This window comes from Clostridium sp., from assembly GCF_017888565.1.
Lineage (GTDB): Bacteria > Bacillota > Clostridia > Clostridiales > Clostridiaceae > Clostridium.
In genome coordinates this window covers 1-21,002 of sequence record NZ_JAGHFX010000069.1, presented here as the reverse complement: position 1 = coordinate 21,002, position 21,002 = coordinate 1, and the positions used below count along the sequence as shown (strand labels likewise).

The following is a 21,002-nucleotide window of genomic DNA, read 5'->3' as shown; positions in this document are numbered from 1 at the left end:
TATAATAATATTTAATGATTGTAGTGAGCATAGGAAATAATACTAGAAAATGTATTTGAGATTTATTTAAATGGAATTTGTATTTTATTATGGGGAAATCAAATGTAACTTAGAAATAGAAAGCCTTAAATGAATTAATAAATTCCTTTAAGGATTTTTTTAAAATCATTTACTTATACGGTTTCATTCTCATAGTATCATTACATGGGAAGTGTAAATCAGAAAATGGTTAAAAGTAATAGGGCTTCGATTAATAATAGTCTGTAAATACAATAGGTATATATTTGATTCTATTTATCAGGAAAGTTCTAAATGGTAGGAAACAGATTTATTTAAAATTAGAAAATATGTTAATGAAATCTGTAATTAGTAAATGATAGGTTATTAATAAATATTTTTATATGATTAAATAATTAAATTGTTTCAGAATAGGCAAGTGAGGTAAGAATGGGTTTTAACATGTTGATTAGATATGTGGTAAGTGTTGCGATAAGTGCATTAGTGTTTTTTACAATTATAGTAAATTATAATAGGATGAAAAATGTTGTAAAAAATAGATTATTAATATTCTTTTTAGTTGTAGTACTAGTTTTAGTTGATATTATAATTAAAATTCTTTTTGGAAGAGAAAGCATTTCTGCTACAATAATTAGAAGTATTACATATTCAGTAAGTATGAGCATTTTTATTTATTTAATTTTAAGTAGGAAACAGAAAGTATAATGAATTTTAAATAGGAGTTATTTATGTATCAATACAATTGGCTTCTTGAAGCAAGATCAATAGGAGAATTTTTTAAGAGACTAGGAATTTTTATTTTAACAATAATAATATTATTTTTATACTTCATTGGAGTAGCTTATGTAATTGAAAGTTTTATTAAAGGATTTAATGAGAATTATTTAATAATAACAACGAAGCTATTTGATAATATAGTATGTTTTTTACTTCCAGCAATAATAATAGCAATGCTTTACTTTAGAATTAAAATAAAAGTTATGACAAGAGACATAATTTATAAAAGAAAAAATAAATTATATTCTAGAATTTTTTATTTCATCTTAATTTTTATAATATTATTTTTTATTTATAGCTTAAATAAATATACGATTTTTTATGAAAATAAAGTTATAAAACATAATATTATAAAGCCTTTAGAAAAGGAGTATAGCTATTCTGATATAAAAGAAGGGGATATAGGTATAAATTGGAGAAATAGAAAATATCCAAGCTTTTATTATTACATTAATTTTAATGATGGATATAAAGTTAATATTACAAATGGAGTATTTGGAGGCGGTTATGATTTAAAGAAATTAATTGAAGTTAATAGTATTCTTTCACAAAAGGACATTATTAGAAATATAGACAAGACATATCTAGATATTTATAAAATAGATTTTGATGAAGACAGAAAAAATGATATGTATAAGATATTTAACATTAATAATTAATTACATGAGTATTAAATAATTTTTAGAATGTATATATGGGTTTTATAGAAAAAGCTTAATTAATAGGAGATTTATTCTATTAGTTTTTTTAATGTTTTTTATGTTTGCATATTAAAAGAATAATATATAAATAAATTAAAAAGGAATCTTAAGATATGAAAAATAAAAAGATATGTCCTAAATGTAATGGTGAGAAAATTTTAAGAATACCTGGTGAAACTGGGATATACGGAACTGGAAATAATATTACGGCAGGGTTTTTAAATGGTACTGTAAATATTTCAAGATATTTATGTTGTAATTGTGGGGACATGGAAGAATGGGTAGATAGTAAAGAAGATATAAATAAATTAGAAAAAAGATATAGTAAATAATAATATATAAAATAAAAGCAATCTCTAAAGAATAAGTTAGAGATTGTTTTTTATTTTTGTAGAAATAATAAAAATTTCAAATTTTTAATACGTAATCATGTAATTTTTAAGATTTGATGGCGAAGTAATAGAAGTATATTTTTTATTTTCATTGTCTATAATCTCAATTAGATTGGTTTAGTTAAAATGATTCAAATTGTACTAGGAAAAGTGTAGTTATTTATAAATTAAATATTATGAGTGGATATAAAATTTATTAGGATTAATAAGTTTATAAAATAGTATTTTGCTACACTAAGAATTAAAAGTTTAACAAGGGAAATGTATTGAGGAGGAGATTTATGAATATGGAAAAAATATTCTTTAAAACTTTTTTAAAGAATTTTGAAGAGTTATCATTTGAAGTGAAATTTTGGGATGATGAGGTTATTAAAGTTGGAAAAAATGAATCTTTATTTAAGCTACATTTAAAAGAACCAATACCAAAGAAGGCATTATTGACTAGTACTTCATTAGCGTTTGGGGAAGCTTATATGGATGGAAATATAGAAATAGATGGAGATCTATTTACTGTATTTGATGAGTTATTAAAGTGTATAGATAAGTTTTCTACTGACTTTAAAAGTTTACCTAAGATATTTAAAAATTCAACATCTGAAAAACATCAAAAAGAAGAAGTATCATATCATTATGATATAGGAAATGATTTTTATAAATTATGGCTAGATGATACTATGAGTTATTCTTGCGGATATTTTAAAAATCCAACAGATACTTTATATGATGCTCAAATGAATAAAGTCCATCATTTACTAAAAAAGTTAAATCTTAAAGAGGGATTAACTTTATTAGATATAGGATGTGGATGGGGTGGTCTTCTTATTGAGGCTGCTAAATTATATAAGGTTAAGGGACTTGGAATAACATTAAGTCAGGAACAACATGATGAGTTCAAAAGGAGAATAAAAGAAGAAGGTTTAGAAGATTATTTAGATGTAAAAATAATGGACTATAGAGACTTAAAGAAATCAAAATTAAGTTTTGATAGGATTGTAAGCGTTGGAATGCTTGAGCATGTAGGACGTGAAAATTATAATTTATTTTTTGAAAATGTAAACTCTGTATTAAATAAAGGTGGAGTATTTGTTCTTCATTATATAAGTGGATTAAAGGAATCACAGGGAGATGCATGGATAAAGAAATACATATTCCCAGGTGGAGTAATACCAACCTTAAGGGAAATAATATCTTTATCAGCTGAGTATAAATTTTATACAATAGATGTTGAAAGTTTAAGATTGCATTATAAAAATACATTATTACATTGGGCTAAAAATTTTGATAACAACATAGATAAGGTTAGAAAAATGCATGATAGTAATGGCAGAGTATTTGATGAAAGATTTATAAGAATGTGGAGAATGTACCTATATTGCTGTGCTGCATCTTTTAACAATGGAGTAATTGATTTGCATCAAATAGTTTTTGTAAAAGATACAAATAATAATTTGCCAATGACTAGAGAGTATATGTATAGATAACAAATAGAATAAATATGTTAATAAATTTATTAGTCTTAGCATAGATTTTAAGAATAATATCTAAAAATAAATACTATATATGAAAAAAGAAAATTATCCATATTTTAGATTGTTTCAATTTAAAATATGGATTTTTATATTTTAAATTAGAACAATCTAAAACTTTTAAAAAAGAATTTTTAATGAATATATCCATATACAAAAGAGTAAATTGCAAAAAATTTACATAAATTATAAATCATTATATATTAGTTATTTTTGAAGTTTTAGATAATAAGTGCAAATTACAAGAATATTTTACTGAATATGTTAAAAATAAGAAAATTTTAAGAAATTGTTAAGGGAAAGTTATATTAATTGGTCTACAATTAAGATATATGATTAAAAATATGTAACCTAGGGGGAATAGTAATGAAGTCGTTTTTAAAAAAGAGTATGATAATTACTTTTATAGCTTTAATCGTTATAAGTTTTTCTTTTACTAATATAACAGTAAATGCTAAAACTAGCGAATCAGAAGCTTATGAAATGAAAGTTAGTTATGGAATACAAGGTAAGTATAGAGCTATGAAATATATACCTGTAACTGTAGAAGTTAATAGCTTAGAAAGAGATTTTACAGGTGAAATAGAAATAAGAGTAGCTAGTTCAAATATGGGAACTTATGATGCTTATAGTAAAGAAGTTTCATTAACTAAAGGTGAGACAAGTAAAGTTCTAATACCTGTAAAGGTATTAGAAAATTCAAGTAAAATGACAGTTAATATTGTTGAAAATGGAAAAGTTTTATCTCAAAAGAAAACATTAGTATCGAGTGGAAGAGTGACAGAAACAAATGTATTTACAGGAGTTTTAACTGATGATGCTACTTCTCTTGGGTATATTGGAAATGTAAAGTTTGATTCAAGTAGAGGTTTTGAAGGAACACTTGAAAGTGTATATCTTGATGAAAATATAATAGGAGAAAATAATTTAAACATAGATGGATTAGATGTACTTATAATAAATAACTATAATATGTCTAATTTGAAAAAAGAGCAATATGATGCAATAAATTCATGGATTAATAAAGGTGGAACTTTAATATTAGGTTCAGGTGCAAATGAATCCAAAACTATAGGTAGTATCGATAAAGACTTTTTAGAAGTAAAATCTAATGGGGTTAAGGAAGAGAACTTAACTTTAGTAGAAGAAAATTTAAAACTTATAACTTCTAATTTAGAAGTTAAAGATGCAAAAATTAAAAATGGGACATCAGAAAAGCCATTAGTTTATTCTATCGAAAAAGGTAGAGGTGAAATACTAATAACAACTTTTGATTTAGGGCTAGAACCATTAATATCATCAAAAGATGCAAGTAAATTCTTGAGTTTAATTCTTACAGATGCAGCAAATGGTGTTTTTGATAAGAATATGAATGGTGGATATGTGGGACAGGGATATTACAGAGCAAGAGATCTTATTCAAAGTATTCCAATAAATGAAATAGTAGGAACTAAGTCATTAATAGTAGTATTTAGTCTATATGCATTAATTATAGGTGTTGTACTTTATATAGTTTTAAAGAAGTTAAATAAAAGAGATTTAACATGGATAGCTGTTCCAGCAATATCAATTATATTTGCTTTAGTTATTTATTTTATGGGTTCATCAACAAGAGTGAATGATATAATTTTAAATCAAAATAATATAGTTTCAGTAGATAAAGAGGGAAAAGGAGTAGCTAAGGGATATATAGGTATAGGGACAAAATATAAGGATGATGTAGTTATAGAAAAGCCAGAAGATTTGACTATGAGCTATCTTACAGATGATATGCGCTATTATGGTAATCCAGAAGAAGAAATAAAGGATAGATTAAGAGTAAAAACAACTTATAAGGGAAATAATTCTTATTTTACATTTGCTGATAGTGATGCATTAGATATGAAAACTTTCGAGGTTGTAGGTAAGGAACAAGTTATCCCTAAAATTGATTCAAACTTTAACTTATCTGACGGTAATTTAAATGGGTCTGTAAAAAATAACTTAGATAAAAATATAAATAAATTAATTTTAGTTGCAGGACAAAATGTATGGGATCTTGGAGAGTTACCTAAAGGGGAAGAAAAGGCTATAGAAGGAGAAACTGCATCTGGAGGAGCTGGACTTCAAGCTTATTCAGAGACTTTAAACCAAAAATATTATGATGCAAGATGGAATGATAAAGAAAAGTTAAAGACAGAAGAATATAAGAATATTTTAAGAACATCAAGTTTATTAGCAACGATTTTTGATGAGGTAAGTATTAGTAAAGAAATAAAACTTATTGCTATTACTGATTTACCTATAGAATACGGAATAGATTTTGGTAAAAAGTCTATATCAAAATTTGATACAACGGCAATAATCCAAGATGTAGATATTGATTTTAAGAGTAAGGATGGTACTTTAAACTTCCCTGATGGATTCTTCTCATATAAAGTTGATTCAGTTAACTCATCTTCAAATGTTCATTTAGATGAATACAGTGGATATATATATGGTCAAGGTGATATTATATTTGACTATAAAATTGATGATAACATTAATGTAACAGAAGTTATAGTAAAATCTGGTGTTGATAGATATGGTTATAATGGTGGAGAAAATGGAGAGAAGTTTATATATAATTATAAAACTAGTGATTATGAAAAGATGACATTATCTCAAGGATTTCAAAAGATAAAAGATATTGAAAACTATATTGAAAATAATACCGTGAAAATAAAGGTTGCTGTTGATGAGATGAAAGGTCAATCGATGGTTCCACGAATAACTGTTAAGGGGAGGGAAAAATAATGCTAGTTATAAAGAACCTTGAAAAATCTTATGGGAAGTTTAAAGCTTTAAATGGATTAAACTTAGAAATAGAAAAAGGTGAGATATTTGGATTTATAGGTCCAAATGGAGCAGGAAAAAGTACTACAATGAAAATAGTATCTGGACTTCTTTCCCCAGATAGTGGTGAAGTTTATGTAGATGGAATAGATGCAATAAAAAATAATAAGGAATTAAAAGATAAAATAGGATATATGCCAGATTTCTTTGGAGTTTATGATAATTTAAGAGCAATAGAATACCTAGAATTTTATGCTTCTATATATGGAATTGTTGGTGAAGAAGCAAGAAAATTATCTATGGATTTACTAGAACTTGTTAACCTGCAAGATAAGTGGGATGCAAATGTAGATGGTTTATCAAGAGGAATGAAACAAAGATTATGTTTAGCGAGATGTTTAGTTCATAATCCAGAATTATTAATATTAGATGAGCCAGCTTCAGGTATGGATCCAAGAGCAAGATTTGAAATGAAGGGAATATTAAAAAATCTTAAAGAAATGGGAAAGACAATTATAGTTTCTTCTCATATACTTTCTGAACTTGGAGAAATATGTACTAAAATCGGAATAATTAAAAATGGATCTATAGTATGTGAAGGAACTGTAGAAGAAGTTATGATTAGAGCATCAGGGGCAGCCCCTATTAATATAACTGTTATGGAGGAGCCTGAAAAAGCAATACAAGTTCTAAAACAAATACCAGATGTTAAAGAGATTTCCTTAGATGGAAACAAAATTACAGCAAATGTAGCTGGAGGAGATAAGGAAACTAAGGAGGTATTAAAAGCCTTAGTTATACAAGATGTATCAGTTATAGGTTTTGCCAAAGCAGTAGGTAATTTAGAAGATGTATTTATACAAATAACAGAGGATAATAATTAGAAGGGGGAGATAAAATGAGAGTGAATCCAGTTTTAAGAAATGAAAGCAGATTAACTGTAAGAACACCTAGATTTACAATTATGCTATTAATTTATATAGCCATATTAGCAGCAGGAACATTAATTTTTTACAATACTTATAGTAATGAGATTTATGCAAGTGGGTTAAATATGCAAGGTTCAGTAATGCTTTATATAGGTATGGCAGTTGCTCAAGCTGTACTGTTAATGTTTATAGTACCATCATTAACGGCAACTTCAATATGCTCAGAAAGAGAAAAGCAAACCTTAGATATATTATTATCAACTAGATTAAGTTCATTTCAAATAATAATTGGGAAGTTATTAGCATCATCACTTAAGGTAATAATGTTAATAGTATGCACAATACCTCTATATGCAGTTTGTGCCTTAATTGGTGGAGTAAAGATAAGTAATATATTAGTTCTTATATTATCATTTATTATTAATACAATATTTGTTGGGGCAATAGGGGTATTTGTTTCAACATATGTTAAGACATCAAAAGTTGCAACAGCTTTAACCTATGCAATAGTATTATTTGCATTTGTAGGTACTATAGTTATAGCTTATGTAATTTGGATTATTACTATGATGAGACTAAGTGGAGGTCCAATTACTACGACACCAACAATATCACCTATAGTATACTTAAGCCCAGCAGTTGGATTTTTAAGTATGCTTTCAAATCAAGTAGGACTTGGAAATGATTTTCTTTATATGCTTACAGAAATAGGAATTTCAAAATATGCTGAATATATTTCTATAGGAATTCAAGGAATATTAACTTTTATATTCTTATATTTAGCAGCTAGAAGGTTAAATCCACTAAATAGAAAAAGAAATAAAAAGGTAAAGATTAAGACAAAGAATAAAGTAAAGGAGTAAAGCTATGAATTCTTTAAATAATGAAATATTAACCTTTATAAAAAAGGCATCAAAAAGAATTAGGGCGAACTTCATAATAAACTTGAGCATAGTAGGTTTAAAATACCTACTATGCTTAATCTTATGCTTATTATTAATATCTTTATTTATAACATTTCCATATGTAGAAGAAGTTTCTCTTAGTGTTTTAGCTGTAGGATTAATTTCAATAATAATATATGGTTTTGTAAAAGCACCTGATAAAAAAAGTGTTGCTTTAATAGTTGATTCAAAAGGGTTAAATGAAAGAGTTACAACTTCTTTAGAATTAATAAATGAAGAAGATAATATTTCAATTGCTCAAAAGAAAGATACTGTATCTTTTATTAAAAATTTTAGCATAAAAGATAATTTGAAAATAACTGTAGATAAAAAGCAAATATTTATGGCTTTAGGATTAATAATAATGTGTTCTATAACTTTAATTATAGATACTTCAGCTAAAAAGGAAGCTAATTCAATTAGAGAATTTAATAAATACCAGCAGGATTTTATTAAAAAGATTGAAGAAGAAAAGAAGTTAGTTGAGAAATCAGAAGAGTTAACTGAAGAAGAAAAAGAGGCTATAAAAAAGATATTAGAAGATGCCAAAAAGGAATTAAAGGAAAGCGAAAAGAAGCTTGATATAAATAAAACTTTAGAAAGAATGGAAAAAAAGCTAGAAGATAAAAAGAATGAAGCTAAAAATGATAAAAGTAAAGCTGCCATAGAAAAAACTCAAAAAAATTTATTAGATGAGTTTAATAAAGAGAAAGAAGAAGGAGCAAAGAAGGATTTAAATAAATTGACTAATGAGCTTATGAAAAAGAAGGAAGGGAAAGAGCTTGCAGATGCAATATTGTCTAAGGATAAGGAAAAATTAGAAAAGGCATTAGGAGACTTGAAAAAATCCCTGGGAAATATGAGCAGTAGTGAGTTAAATAATTTATCAAAAGCTCTTGCAAATGCTGCTAATAGTGTAAGCGATGAAAATCTTTCAGAAGCCTTAAGTGAAGCTTCAAATTCAGTTTTAGATGGAAAGCTTGATGCAGAAAGTTTAAAGGAGGCTATTCAAAATTCACAAAATAATAGTAGTGGAAAGAAGCCTGGAGATAAAGAAGGCGAAGGACAAGGCGAAGGACAAGGCGAAGGACAAGGCGAAGGCGAAGGTCAAGGAGAGGGCGAAGGTCAAGGCGAAGGCGAAGGAAATGGATCAGGTAGTGGAAGTGGAAATGGAAGTGGAACTGGCTGGAATATGGGAAGTGATGAAGGCAAAGAAAATGATTTAGATAATAAAAAAGGAGAGCAAATATATATTCCAGGAAGAGAAGTTGGAAATGATGAAAATCTAACTGGAAATAAAAATCAAGAGGGAAATTCTCAAAGTATAGAAACTGAAAATGGATTCAATTTAGATGGAAATAAAATAAATTATGATAAGGTAATAGGAGATTATACTAACAGTGCATTAGAAGGTGCAAATAATAGTAATCTTCCAGAGAGTTTAAAGGATCTTATAAAAGATTATTTTGAAGGATTAAACTAAGAGGTGAGAAAGATGGAAATAAGTGAAAAAGAAATTATAGAAGTTTCAGAGAAAATAAGAATATGCGAAGAAGAAATATCAAAAGGGATAATAGGACAAAAGGATATAATCAGAAATGTTTTAATTGCTATTTTTGCAGATGGTAATGTGCTTTTAGAAGGTATGCCTGGAATGGGAAAAACTCAATTAGTAAAAACAATTGGAAAGGTATTAAACTTAAGTTTTTCTAGAATACAGTTTACGCCAGACTTGATGCCAGCAGACGTAGTTGGAACAAATATAGTAGTTAAAGAAAATGACACAACTTTATTTAAATTTGAAAAGGGGCCTGTATTTACAAATTTACTATTAGCAGATGAAATAAATAGAGCAACTCCTAAAACTCAATCTGCTTTACTTGAAGCTATGGGAGAAAAAACAGTAACAGTTGGTAAGACAACTTATGAAATGGCAAAACCATTTATGGTACTTGCAACCCAAAATCCAATAGAACAAGAAGGAACATATCCACTTCCAGAAGCACAATTAGATAGATTCTTATTTAAGTTAAATGTAGATTTTCCAAATCTTCAAGAGCTTAAAGAAATTATGGATTTAACATTAACTAATAATAGAGTTCAAATTGATGCAGTTCTTGAAGGTGATGAAATATTAAAGATAAGAGAAACAATTAGAGAAATAAAGCTTGCAGAAGCAGTTAAAGAATTTGCATTAAAGCTTATATTAGCAACTCATCCAGAAATTACAGAAGCTTCAGAGTTTGTTAAGAGATATGTAGAAGCAGGAGCAAGTCCAAGAGCTGCACAAGGCATTATTAGTGGGGCAAAAGTAAGAGCGGTTATGGAAGGAAGATTAAATGTATCATTTGAAGATATTAAGGCTTTAGCTTATCCAGTATTAAGACATAGGATAATACTAAATTTTGATGCTATAACAGAAGGCTTAACAGAAGAAAGCATTATAGATAAGATACTAGAAGATTTAAAGGTTGTGTAAAAAATGAGCGAAAGGATATTTAATGAGGACTTTTTTAAAAAGTTAAATAAAATAAATATGCATATAAATTTTAAGCTTTCTTCAGGAACACAAGGAGGAAGAAAGTCAAAGGCAAAGGGAGTTTCTGTAGAGTTTTCTGATTACAGAGAATATGCTCCAGGTGATGATTTTAGGCGAATAGATTGGAATGCATATGGTAGATTTGATAAGTTTTTTATAAAAGTTTTTATGGAAGAAAGAGAAGGTGTCTTTAATTTCTTTGTTGATAAAAGTAAATCAATGGATTATGGAAATGAAAATAAAAAAGATACAGCATTAAAAGTTGTTGCTGCTTTAAGCTATATTGCCTTAAATAATCTAGATAGAGTTAATATAAGCACTATGGATAATGGTGATATACAAAGTATAAAATCAGCAGCTGGAAACAAAGCCTTTCAAAGAATATTAAAAGAGCTAGAAAATATTGAATTTGATGGTAAAACAGATCTTACAAGTAGTATAAAAAAGAGACAATTAACGCCTAGAGGTGTATCTGTAGTTGTATCTGACTTTTTGAATAATGAAGGATTAAAAGATTTAGAAGATGCTCTTAAGTATTTAGCTTTTAAAAAGCAAGATATAATATTAGTTCAAATATTATCAAATGAAGAGATTGATCCAGAATTTAATAATGAAATTACCTTTATAGATAGCGAAACAGGTGAAAATGTAAAAATGAGTTTAACTCCAAGTTTGATTAAAGAGTATAAAAATACTCTAAAATCATATAAAAAATCTATTGAGGATATTACCAAAAAATATGGTGGTAAATTTATAAGTGTAAATTCATCTATGGAAATAGAAGAGATAATATTAGGTGAGTTTAGTAAGAAAAGAGTATTGTATTAGGGGGATGATGTTATGGGATTCACAAATTTATGGCCCTTATTTTTATTAATAACAATTCCTCTTTTAATAATGCTTTATATATTAAAAAGAAAGTATAAAGAAGAGGTTATATCTTCAACACTTTTGTGGAATGAAGTTTATAAAAATACTAGAGCAAACACTCCATGGGAAAAGCTAAGAAAAAATATTATGTTACTTTTACAAATAATAATATTACTTTTACTTATTTTAAGTTTAATGAGACCTTTTTTAAACTTTGGAGGTAAGAGTTATAAAAATATTATTTTAGTATTAGATAATACTGCAAGCATGAGTGCTGAATATGGAAATAATACTAGGCTAGATGAAAGCAAAGCCCTTGCTAAGGAGTTTTTACAATCAACAAAGGATGATACGAATACTTTTATAATAAGCTTTGATGGAAGTAGTAACTTACTTCAAAATGGAGATTTTAATAAAGAAGTTTCTAATGAAATAATTGACTCAATATCTCAAAGTTATAATACTGGAGATATAAATGATACTTTATCCTTTATAAAGGCAATAGGCCAAGGAATTGAAGAGGAATACGAAGTTATAGCTTTTACAGATAAAGAACTTTCATTAGGGGATATAAATGGAAAGGTTATATCATTAGCTAATTCAGGAGTAAATGCATCTGTTGACAATGTATCTCATAAGTTTTTAGAAGATAAAGTAAGAGTTATAGCAACTATAACAAATAGAGGAACAGGAGTTTATGAAGGTGATTTTTCTCTTTATGATGGAGAAGAACTTGCTGCTGTTGAAAGCTTGCAATTACAAGAAGGAGAAAATAAAACATTAACTTTTGATTTACCTAAAATAAATGGTGAAGTCTTAAAAGGAGAATTATCTAGAAAAGATATGATTTCAGGGGATAATACTTATAACCATGTTGTAGGAAAGAAAAAAGTTAATAAGGTTCTTATAGTTACAGAACAAAATGTATTCTTAGAAAGAGCATTTGGTAGTATTGAAAACACAGAAGTATATAAGACTAATGATGCATCAAACTTAACAAGTGCAGATGCATATGATTTATATGTATTTGATAATGTTACTCCGGATATAATGCCATCGAAAGGAAGCATACTATTTATTAATCCAGCTTCAAATGAATTCTTTAATGTTGTTTCAGGTGGCGAAGGGGGAGAGGCTAAAGCTGTTATAGGAGAACTTTCAAAGTATTTAGAAGATACAACATTTACTGCTGCTAAGTATAATGCAATAGAAATTCCTTATTACGGAAGAGGTTTTTTAAATATAGATGATAATTATATAGGTTTTAAGGGAGAAGTTGATGGAAGAAAAATAGCTGCTTTATCCTTTGACCTTCATAATAGCGATTTTGCACTTAAAAAAGAATTTCCTGTATTAATGTATGAATTAGGAGAAAATTTAATATCAAGTGGAATGGTATATAAAAGCAACTTTAAGGCTGGAGAAAAAATAATAGCTAAAGGCGTATCCTTAGATAATAATATTACTTTAACATATCCAAGTGGAAATACATTGGACATAAAATCAGGTGATGAGATAAAGGAAGATAGTGAACTTGGAGTTTATAAGCTAAATGTCTTAGAAGAAAAGGAATTATTTTCAGTTAACTTTCCATCAGAAAAGGAAAGTAATACTAATATAAATAATATTGGTGAAAGTGAAAATATAAATGATGCAAAAGCTGACTTAAAGAGAGGATTAAACCTTTATCCATTACTTATAATATTAGCTATTTCAGTAGTAGCTTTTGAATGGATTATGTATAAGAAAGGAAATTAGGAGGCAAAGAAGAGATGAAAATAGAAATAGGAAATTTATACTTTTTAATATTGATTCCAATAATTTTTGCCTTTATGTATTATAGCTTTAAAAAATATAAACCATGGAGTAAAAATGAAATTGCAATATTTATAAGTAGAATAGTAGTTTTTACGCTTTTAATATTAGCATTTGGAAATATAACTATAAATTTAAAAGGTAGAAATATATCAACTGTATTCTTATTGGATGTATCAGAGAGTGCAAGTGACTTTGAAGAATCAGGGAAAGATTTTATATCTACAGCTATAGAGTCAATGCCAAGAGGAAATAAAGCAGGAGTAGTTTTATTTGGAGATAATTCAAAAATTGATAAAGTTCTAAATAAGAAAAAGGAATATAAATCTATAGACGAAAAGCCGGTGGTTACAGCAACAAATATTCAAGAAGCAGTAGAAAGTGCTTTAGGATTATTTGAAAGAGGTGGCTCTAAAAGAATAGTCTTAATAACCGATGGTGAAGAAAATCAAGGTGATATATTAAAGTCTACACCATTAATAAATGAACAAAAAATAGATTTTAAAGTATATAAAATTACTGGAGAAAAAGGCGAAGAAATTTACGTTGATAATGTTAAGGTACCAGATAATATATCAGTAGGAGAGGAGTTTTCGGTTTCTATTGATATAAAATCAAATTATGCAACAAAGGCAAAGCTTACATTATTTTCAGGAAGAAATAAAGTAGGTGAGCAGCAGGTACAAATACAAAAAGGAAAGAACTCCTTTGTATTTAAAGATAAGCAAAGCTCAGGTGGATTTAAGGGTTATAGAGTTTTAGTAGAAGCAGAGGGAGATACAAATAAAGTTAATAATGAATTTAGTACTTTTACAAACGTAATGGATAAGCCTAATATTCTTCTTATTAATGGAGTTAAAGGTGATTCGGAAGCTTTAGAAGAAATATTATCAAATTCAGTTGCTAATATTAAAAAAATAGCTCCAAGTACATCACCAAGTACTTTAAATGAATTATTAGAATATAAATCAATAGTTTTAAATGATGTTCATAGAGATGATTTGAGCAATGGCTTTATGGATAATATAGAAGCTTATGTTAAGGATTATGGTGGTGGATTAATTACCTTTGGTGGTGAGGACTCCTATGCCCTTGGAGGATATAAAGATACTTCACTTGAAAAAGTATTACCTGTTTATATGGATAAGAGGGGAAAAAATGAAGTTCCTGCAATAAGTATCAATTTAATAATAGATAAATCAGGTAGTATGAGTGCTGAAGGTGGTGGAGTTAGTAAACTAACTTTAGCCAAGGAAGCTGCAATGAAGGCGTTAGAAAACTTAAGAGAAGTAGATGAGATATCAGTAATAGCCTTTGATGATACTTATGATGAGGTTGTACCACTACAAAAGGTTGGAGATAAAGAAGCTATAAAGGAACTTATTTCAGGGATTCAAATAAGAGGGGGAACTTCAATATATCCTGCACTAGAACAAGGTTATAATATGCAAATGCAAAGTAGTGCTAAAATAAAGCACACAATATTATTAACTGATGGTCAAGATGGATATGGACTTGATAATTATGCTAGTCTTCTTCAAAACTTTATTGATAATAATATCACTCTTTCAACAGTAGCAGTTGGTGAAGGTGCTAATGCAGATCTTTTAAATCAATTGGCTTCAATAGGAAAAGGAAGAAGTTATTATACAGATATATATACTGATATTCCTAGAATATTTGCAAAGGAAGTTCTTTTATCAGCAGGGACATATATAATAAATGAAGAATTTACTCCTAAGATATTAAGCAATCATGAAATATTAGCAGGAGTAAAAACATCAGATGGAATTCCAAGCTTGCTTGGATATATAGGAACATCTATCAAAGAAAATGCAGTTGAAATATTAAGCTCGAATCATGATGAGCCAATACTTGCAGCAATGCAATATGGAATAGGGAGAACAGTAAGCTTTACATCAGATGTTAGTGGACAGTGGAGCAAGAACTATTTAGCCTGGGAGTATGGACCACAGCTTATAAAAAATATGGTTTACTTTACTATTCCAAAGTATGGAGAAGAAGGAAAACTTAATATTAGCCAAGAAGGAAATGAAGCAAAAGTAGAATTTTATAATGATAAGATATCTAAAGATGCAAAGGTTAAAGGGATATACAATGGTGAAAATGGCCAAGAAGGGGAATTCGAATTAAGTCAAGTTGAACCAGGAAAATTTGAAGCTAATATTCCATTAGACTCATTAGGATTTTATAATTTTAGTATAAGAGAAGAGGAAAGTGGAGAAGTAAAAAATAATTATAAAGGAGCATTTGCTCTTCAATATTCAGATGAATATAAATTTAATACTAATGGAGAAAAGTTAGATGTAGTAGTTAAAGAAACTAAGGGAAGTTTTATAAACAAGCCAGAAGAAGTTTTTGAAGGAAAGCTTCAAAGAGAATATAAAAAGATAAATTTGACAACTCCATTAATAATAATTAGTATTTTACTGTTTATGCTTGATATAGCTTATAGAAGATTAAATATAGATTTAGTTAGATTCTTTAAAAAGAGAAAAGATAAAGTTAAAAAAGAAAAAGTAGCTAAAAATACTAATTCTATAAAAAATAATGAAATTAATATAAAAGAAGAAAAGAAAGATATTAAAGAAAAGAGTATATCATCAGAAAATATTAAGGGAAAAAATAAAACTTACACTAAAATAAGTGTTGAAGCTGATGAGCAAAATTTGAATAAAGAAAATGAAAGCAAAGATAAAACAATTAGAGAAAAAGAAAGTAAAAGATTAAAGAAAAAGTTAGAGAAAGAAGGTTCAAAGAAAGAATCATTAGATACAAGCGTTCTTCTTAAGAAAAAGAGCGATAGAAAGAAGATATAGCTATAAAGGACATATGATTTAAAAATCATATGTCCTTTATTTTATGTACTAAAAATCATAAAACATTATTTAAGATTGATTTTGAATTTACAAGTGGAGTAATTGTTATATGTTTTTAATAAAAGATGTTAATAAAATTTTTTATAATGAGGATAATATTAAAAAAAAATTCATAATTTTTACGTTGTTGTAATTAATATTTCATTGTGATAGTATTTTTTCTTGTATATAAAAAGGAGAGGATGCTTTTGAGAAAAAAAATAATAACAAACACAATAATATTTGTATCTATAATTTTATTTGTTACTATTTTTAAGTCTATGTTTGGTGAGGGAAACACCTTAGTAGGGGTAACTGTAATAACAACTGCATTAGTATTTATGGAAAAAGATTTAACAGCAGCACCTTTTAGGAATTTTATAAAAATATTAGCTGTAAATTTATTTACTTTATTTTTTTCAGTTTTAGCAATTCAAAATATATGGATAGGCATTTTTATTAATTTTATATCTCTTTTTATAATAGGATATTTATTTAGTTATAATTTAAAAAAGTCCTTGGTAGTACCATTTGGACTCCAATACTTTTTTATGTTATTTTATCCTGCAGAAGGAGAAGTATTATTTAATAGATTTTTATCATTAATTTTTGGTTCTATATTTATAATGTTAATTCAATTTATCATAAATAAAGATAAGGTTTTTAAAGTTGGGAGTAAAATATTAGATAACATTAGTGATAATATTTTAGTTAAAATTAAAGCAATACAAGAAAATAATAGTTTTGATGAAGAAAATATAAAAATCATAGAGTTAATAAATTCATTAAAGAGAATAATATTTGACAAGAGAGTAGATGACTATTATTTAACTAATGATGCAACTATAAGCACTGATATATTATGGGCTTTGGAGAGAATTAATATTTTATTAGATTCTATAAATAAATTAGAAAATAAGAATAAATATAAGGATTTACTAGATGATGTATATAATGAAGTTACAATCATAAAAAATAGAGATTTTGAATCAAGTAATATAGAGATTCTTAAGAATCATATATACGATGATGAAATAGATAAAGCTTATGTAGATGAATTTATTAACTTAATAAATACTCTTATAAGTGAAGTTAAAGAAATAAGTATATTAAGTAAAAAAGAAAAATCTTATATAAAAAAAGATTATGATATTCCTCATCATTTTCATAAAGTAACAGTTCATAAGCGTAATTTTAATATATATTCATCAAAGGTTAGATATTCAGTAAGGCTTGGTATAGTTGGTGCATTTACAGTATTTTTAGCACAATATTTTAATTTATCAGAAGGCAGATGGATGTGCTTTACTATATTTTCATTAATACAACCTTATTCAGAAGTTTCCTATACAAGAGTTAAAGATAGAATTAAAGCAACATTAATTGGTGGATTAATAGTACTAGTATCTTTTGGATTCGTTAAGAATCAAACTGCTAGAAGTGGCATTATATTATTAGCAGGATATTTAGATCCTTTTACAAAAAACTATAGAGGTAAAATGATTTGTGTTACAGTGTCAGCAGTTGCATCTGCTGCTATAGTTGGAGGAACTATTCAGATTGTGTTTAATAGAATACTATTTGTTATTATAGGAGCAATACTAACACTTCTTGCAAATAAATATATATTACCATATAAAATTAAAGACATGCATAAATATTTAATCGAAATATATAATTCATTAATAGATCAAATGAAAGAAGATGTTCCAAAAGATCATAATGATTATAGTATAAGGAACCTTTATTTAATAACTGGATTTATTGAAGATAAGATGAAACTTTCAAGTAGAGAAAACGATAGTATTCAAATAAGAGAGCTTTTAAATAGTAAAAGAAAAGAAGTAAATGAGCTGTATAATAGCTATATAAATTTCAGGGATGGAAGTAGATAAAAGTAAAGTATATTAATTAGTGAATTTAGACTTAGAAAAATATAAAAATAAGAACAACATCTATGTTAACTTAAGGATATGGCATAAATGTTGTTCTTATTTTTTATAGTGTCTAATAAATTAAATATTAAATTTTATAATTATGTAGCAAAAGCGTATGAAGATAAATACTTATATAGTAACAATAATTTAATAGGAGAAACCATATGCAAATGATGGACATGATTTTTAGAGGGCTTATGGGAGGTCAAATGGGTGGAGGAATGCCTAATATGGGTGGAGGAAATCCGCTAGGTGGATTAGGTGGAGGAAACCCACTTATGAATATGTTATTAGGTTCTATGATGGGCGGTGGACTTATGGGTGGCCAAAATCAAATGAATGGAGGCAATAATAACCCATTGTCTATGTTAATGAATGGAATGGGAGGAATGAACGGTTTAGGTAACGGAATGAATGGTCAAGGAAATGGTATGAACCAATTATTAAGTATGCTTATGGGTGGAAGTGGTATGAATATGCCAAATCAAAATATGGGCAATCCTAATAATAGAAACAATAGCAATAGCAGAAGTAATAATAATTCTAATAACAGAAGTAATAATAATCCTAATGCAAATGATCCTTTGTCAATGCTTATGAATGGATTAGGAGGAATGAATGGAACAAATCGAAGCAATCAGCAAGGAAGCTCAGGTAATGGTAGTGTAGATATGAACCAGTTAATGAGTATGCTAATGGGTGGAGGAAGCCAAACTAATGCTTCTTCAAATAATAATGCTAGTAATATGAATAATAATGGGAACTCACAAATGGATCCATTAGGTACGCTTTTTAATGCTATGAATGGTGGCGGTATGAATAATAATGTTAGTTCAAATTCAAACTCAAATAACGGCAGAAGACGTTCTTCAAGTAGTAAACACCATAGAAGTAGAAGATAATTTAATATTTAAGCATTAAAGTAAGTATTAGCTCATAGAGTTAATACTTATTTAAGTTTACTTAACATAATATAAAAGTTTGTAAAATAAATATTTTATATGAGAGTATAAAAATACTTTATAATTTTTAAGAAAGATGGTATTCTATATAATCGAGAAGAAACTTATAGGAGATTAGTAGAGTTATGGCAAGAAATATGACAAAGGATATGACGACTGGAAATCCAGTTAAATTAATACTATTATTTTCAATACCGCTACTTATAGGAAATATATTTCAACAATTTTATAGTATGGTAGATACTATTATAGTTGGTAGATTTATAGGTGTAGATGCATTAGCAGCAGTTGGATCTACTGGATCTATGTCATTTTTGATAAATGGTTTTGTTGTTGGATTAACAAGTGGATTTGCTGTTTTAGTATCTCAAAAATTTGGTGCAAAAGATGAAGATGGCTTGAAAAAAGCTGTGTCAAGTGCATTAGTATTATCTGTAATAGCAACGATTGTAGTAACATTAGTTAGTGTTTTACTAGCAAAGCCTATGCTTAATTTAATGAATACTCCAGATAATATAATAGATGATGCGTATGCTTATATAATAATAATTTATTGGGGAACTATAGCTACTGTAGTTTACAATATTATAGCAGGGATACTAAGAGCTTTAGGGGATAGTAAAACTCCATTATATTTTTTAATAGTTGCTTCTATATTAAACATAGTTTTAGATATAGTATTTATAGTTAACTTTTCAATGGGGGTAGCTGGAGCTGCATGGGCAACAATTATTTCTCAAGGAGTTTCTGGATTACTATGTATAGTCTATACTTATAAAAAATATAAAATTTTAAGACTTAAAAAAGATGATTTTAAAGTTAAGAGCAGAGTTTATAAAAAACATTTAAAAATTGGAATTCCAATGGCGCTTCAATTTTCTATAACAGCTGCTGGAATTATGACAGTGCAAGGAGCTTTAAATGTTTTTGGTTCCTCAGCTATTGCAGCCTATACAGCAGCATCAAAAGTATTACAAATAGTAATGCAACCAGCTATAACATTTGGAGTTACTATGGCGACATATTGTGGACAAAACCTAGGAGCTAAAAATTACATACGTATTAAAGAAGGGGTAAAAAAATGCACTGAAATATCTGTAATTACAAGTATTATTGCAGGTATCATACTAGTATTTGGAGGAAAATTCTTTGTAGGATTATTCATTGAAAATCCAGATGCAAGTATTTTAGCATATGCTCAAGAATGTCTTAATTATTCTGCTATATTCTTTATACCATTAGGATTAATATTTATATATAGAAATGCACTTCAAGGTATGGGAGAATCTTTTGTACCAATGATGGCAGGAGCTTTCGAGCTTATAGCAAGAGCTTTAGTAGCATTTATTTTACCTAGTTTTATAGGATATACAGGAATATGCTTAGCTGATCCAGTTGCATGGCTTTCAGCAGCAATTCCACTTGGAATTTATTACTTTAAGAAAATGAAATCTATAGATATAATAAATTAAAAAAAGCTGTCGCAAGACAGCTTTTTTTAGAAGCCTCTTTTCTTTGCTTCAATTCCACTTTCATTAAGAGCTGGTTCTTCAACTGTAAAGTTATATGAACTATTTGCTTGTTGATTTTGAGTTTTTGTCCCATTTCTTAGAACATTTTCCTTTGAATGAGTTCTTTTATTATCATTTTTCATAATTTTTACCTCCTAAAAAGATAGAATAACATTTATAGTATTAGTAGATTTGAAAAAAATTATTAGTTAATTAAGTTAAGAATAAATAAATTCAAAATTATACATATTTTTCTTTTTTAAAGGGGCTCGCGTTTTGGTCTGACCCCTAAAAAGTAGACATTGTTAAAAGGGATATATCATTGTGAATTACAAAAATGGCTTCGATATTTAATTGGAGCCATATTTTTTAACCTTTTTTGAAATCT

The 21,002-nt window shown here is 27.4% G+C and carries 16 protein-coding genes; 15 read left to right on the top strand and 1 reads right to left on the bottom strand.

Going from position 1 to position 21,002, the window contains the following annotated elements; genetic code table 11:
• The first annotated feature begins 447 nt into the window (after positions 1-447).
• The 15 genes from J7M87_RS13815 to J7M87_RS13745 all read left to right on the top strand — a co-directional run bounded on the left by J7M87_RS13815 (position 448) and on the right by J7M87_RS13745 (position 20,575).
• Positions 448-723 carry a hypothetical protein gene (locus J7M87_RS13815; protein WP_291651681.1) on the top strand — a complete coding sequence of 92 codons (276 nt, stop codon included), beginning with the start codon at positions 448-450 and terminating at the stop codon, positions 721-723.
• A gap of 23 nt (positions 724-746) precedes the next feature.
• Positions 747-1,454, top strand: a complete 708-nt coding sequence (locus tag J7M87_RS13810; protein WP_291651679.1) for a hypothetical protein — start codon at positions 747-749, stop codon at positions 1,452-1,454.
• 155 nt (positions 1,455-1,609) lie between these two features.
• Positions 1,610-1,828 (top strand): hypothetical protein, encoded by a 219-nt coding sequence (locus tag J7M87_RS13805; RefSeq protein ID WP_209739188.1) that lies wholly within the window; start codon positions 1,610-1,612, stop codon positions 1,826-1,828.
• Between the two features lie 341 nt (positions 1,829-2,169).
• Positions 2,170-3,369, top strand: coding sequence for a class I SAM-dependent methyltransferase (locus J7M87_RS13800; protein WP_291651675.1), 1,200 nt, complete (start codon positions 2,170-2,172; stop codon positions 3,367-3,369).
• Positions 3,370-3,780: 411 nt separating this feature from the next.
• The gene (locus J7M87_RS13795; protein WP_291651673.1) at positions 3,781-6,189 is read left to right on the top strand and encodes a hypothetical protein; all 2,409 of its coding nucleotides are present in this window, start codon (positions 3,781-3,783) and stop codon (positions 6,187-6,189) included.
• The gene (locus tag J7M87_RS13790) at positions 6,189-7,112 is read left to right on the top strand and encodes an ABC transporter ATP-binding protein (RefSeq protein ID WP_291651671.1); all 924 of its coding nucleotides are present in this window, start codon (positions 6,189-6,191) and stop codon (positions 7,110-7,112) included. Before J7M87_RS13795 ends, J7M87_RS13790 begins: the two co-directional genes overlap by 1 nt.
• Positions 7,113-7,126: 14 nt before the next feature.
• Entirely contained in the window at positions 7,127-8,020 is an 894-nt protein-coding gene (locus tag J7M87_RS13785; protein WP_291651669.1) for an ABC transporter permease subunit, read from the top strand.
• A gap of 4 nt (positions 8,021-8,024) precedes the next feature.
• Positions 8,025-9,584, top strand: a complete 1,560-nt coding sequence (locus J7M87_RS13780) for a pectinesterase (RefSeq protein WP_291651667.1) — start codon at positions 8,025-8,027, stop codon at positions 9,582-9,584.
• A gap of 12 nt (positions 9,585-9,596) precedes the next feature.
• Positions 9,597-10,580, top strand: a complete 984-nt coding sequence (locus tag J7M87_RS13775; protein ID WP_291651665.1) for a MoxR family ATPase — start codon at positions 9,597-9,599, stop codon at positions 10,578-10,580.
• Between the two features lie 3 nt (positions 10,581-10,583).
• Positions 10,584-11,468: a DUF58 domain-containing protein gene (locus J7M87_RS13770; protein ID WP_291651663.1), complete on the top strand. Its 885-nt coding sequence runs from the start codon at positions 10,584-10,586 to the stop codon at positions 11,466-11,468.
• 12 nt (positions 11,469-11,480) lie between these two features.
• Positions 11,481-13,268 (top strand): BatA and WFA domain-containing protein, encoded by a 1,788-nt coding sequence (locus J7M87_RS13765; RefSeq protein ID WP_291651661.1) that lies wholly within the window; start codon positions 11,481-11,483, stop codon positions 13,266-13,268.
• A gap of 14 nt (positions 13,269-13,282) precedes the next feature.
• Positions 13,283-16,165 (top strand): VWA domain-containing protein, encoded by a 2,883-nt coding sequence (locus tag J7M87_RS13760; protein WP_291651659.1) that lies wholly within the window; start codon positions 13,283-13,285, stop codon positions 16,163-16,165.
• A gap of 248 nt (positions 16,166-16,413) precedes the next feature.
• Complete coding sequence (locus J7M87_RS13755; protein WP_291651658.1) at positions 16,414-18,099, top strand: FUSC family protein; 1,686 nt, start codon at positions 16,414-16,416, stop codon at positions 18,097-18,099.
• A gap of 206 nt (positions 18,100-18,305) precedes the next feature.
• Positions 18,306-19,043, top strand: coding sequence for a hypothetical protein (locus tag J7M87_RS13750; RefSeq protein WP_291651656.1), 738 nt, complete (start codon positions 18,306-18,308; stop codon positions 19,041-19,043).
• A gap of 197 nt (positions 19,044-19,240) precedes the next feature.
• Entirely contained in the window at positions 19,241-20,575 is a 1,335-nt protein-coding gene (locus J7M87_RS13745) for an MATE family efflux transporter (protein WP_291651713.1), read from the top strand.
• A gap of 26 nt (positions 20,576-20,601) precedes the next feature.
• Here the strand turns inward: J7M87_RS13745 and J7M87_RS13740 are convergent, their stop codons facing one another.
• Positions 20,602-20,757 carry a hypothetical protein gene (locus tag J7M87_RS13740; RefSeq protein ID WP_291651654.1) on the bottom strand — a complete coding sequence of 52 codons (156 nt, stop codon included), beginning with the start codon at positions 20,755-20,757 and terminating at the stop codon, positions 20,602-20,604.
• Positions 20,758-21,002: the final 245 nt, after the last annotated feature.

What these genes read in the sequence shown, in the direction of transcription:
- J7M87_RS13750 (WP_291651656.1), top strand. Translation starts at nt 18,306, where the DNA reads ATGCAAATGATGGACATGATTTTTAGAGGGCTTATGGGAGGTCAAATG.
- J7M87_RS13815 (WP_291651681.1), top strand. Translation starts at nt 448, where the DNA reads ATGGGTTTTAACATGTTGATTAGATATGTGGTAAGTGTTGCGATAAGT.
- J7M87_RS13775 (WP_291651665.1), top strand. Translation starts at nt 9,597, where the DNA reads ATGGAAATAAGTGAAAAAGAAATTATAGAAGTTTCAGAGAAAATAAGA.
- J7M87_RS13805 (WP_209739188.1), top strand. Translation starts at nt 1,610, where the DNA reads ATGAAAAATAAAAAGATATGTCCTAAATGTAATGGTGAGAAAATTTTA.
- J7M87_RS13780 (WP_291651667.1), top strand. Translation starts at nt 8,025, where the DNA reads ATGAATTCTTTAAATAATGAAATATTAACCTTTATAAAAAAGGCATCA.
- J7M87_RS13760 (WP_291651659.1), top strand. Translation starts at nt 13,283, where the DNA reads ATGAAAATAGAAATAGGAAATTTATACTTTTTAATATTGATTCCAATA.
- J7M87_RS13765 (WP_291651661.1), top strand. Translation starts at nt 11,481, where the DNA reads ATGGGATTCACAAATTTATGGCCCTTATTTTTATTAATAACAATTCCT.
- J7M87_RS13770 (WP_291651663.1), top strand. Translation starts at nt 10,584, where the DNA reads ATGAGCGAAAGGATATTTAATGAGGACTTTTTTAAAAAGTTAAATAAA.
- J7M87_RS13740 (WP_291651654.1), bottom strand. Translation starts at nt 20,757, where the DNA reads ATGAAAAATGATAATAAAAGAACTCATTCAAAGGAAAATGTTCTAAGA.
- J7M87_RS13810 (WP_291651679.1), top strand. Translation starts at nt 747, where the DNA reads ATGTATCAATACAATTGGCTTCTTGAAGCAAGATCAATAGGAGAATTT.
- J7M87_RS13745 (WP_291651713.1), top strand. Translation starts at nt 19,241, where the DNA reads ATGACAAAGGATATGACGACTGGAAATCCAGTTAAATTAATACTATTA.
- J7M87_RS13795 (WP_291651673.1), top strand. Translation starts at nt 3,781, where the DNA reads ATGAAGTCGTTTTTAAAAAAGAGTATGATAATTACTTTTATAGCTTTA.
- J7M87_RS13800 (WP_291651675.1), top strand. Translation starts at nt 2,170, where the DNA reads ATGAATATGGAAAAAATATTCTTTAAAACTTTTTTAAAGAATTTTGAA.
- J7M87_RS13790 (WP_291651671.1), top strand. Translation starts at nt 6,189, where the DNA reads ATGCTAGTTATAAAGAACCTTGAAAAATCTTATGGGAAGTTTAAAGCT.
- J7M87_RS13785 (WP_291651669.1), top strand. Translation starts at nt 7,127, where the DNA reads ATGAGAGTGAATCCAGTTTTAAGAAATGAAAGCAGATTAACTGTAAGA.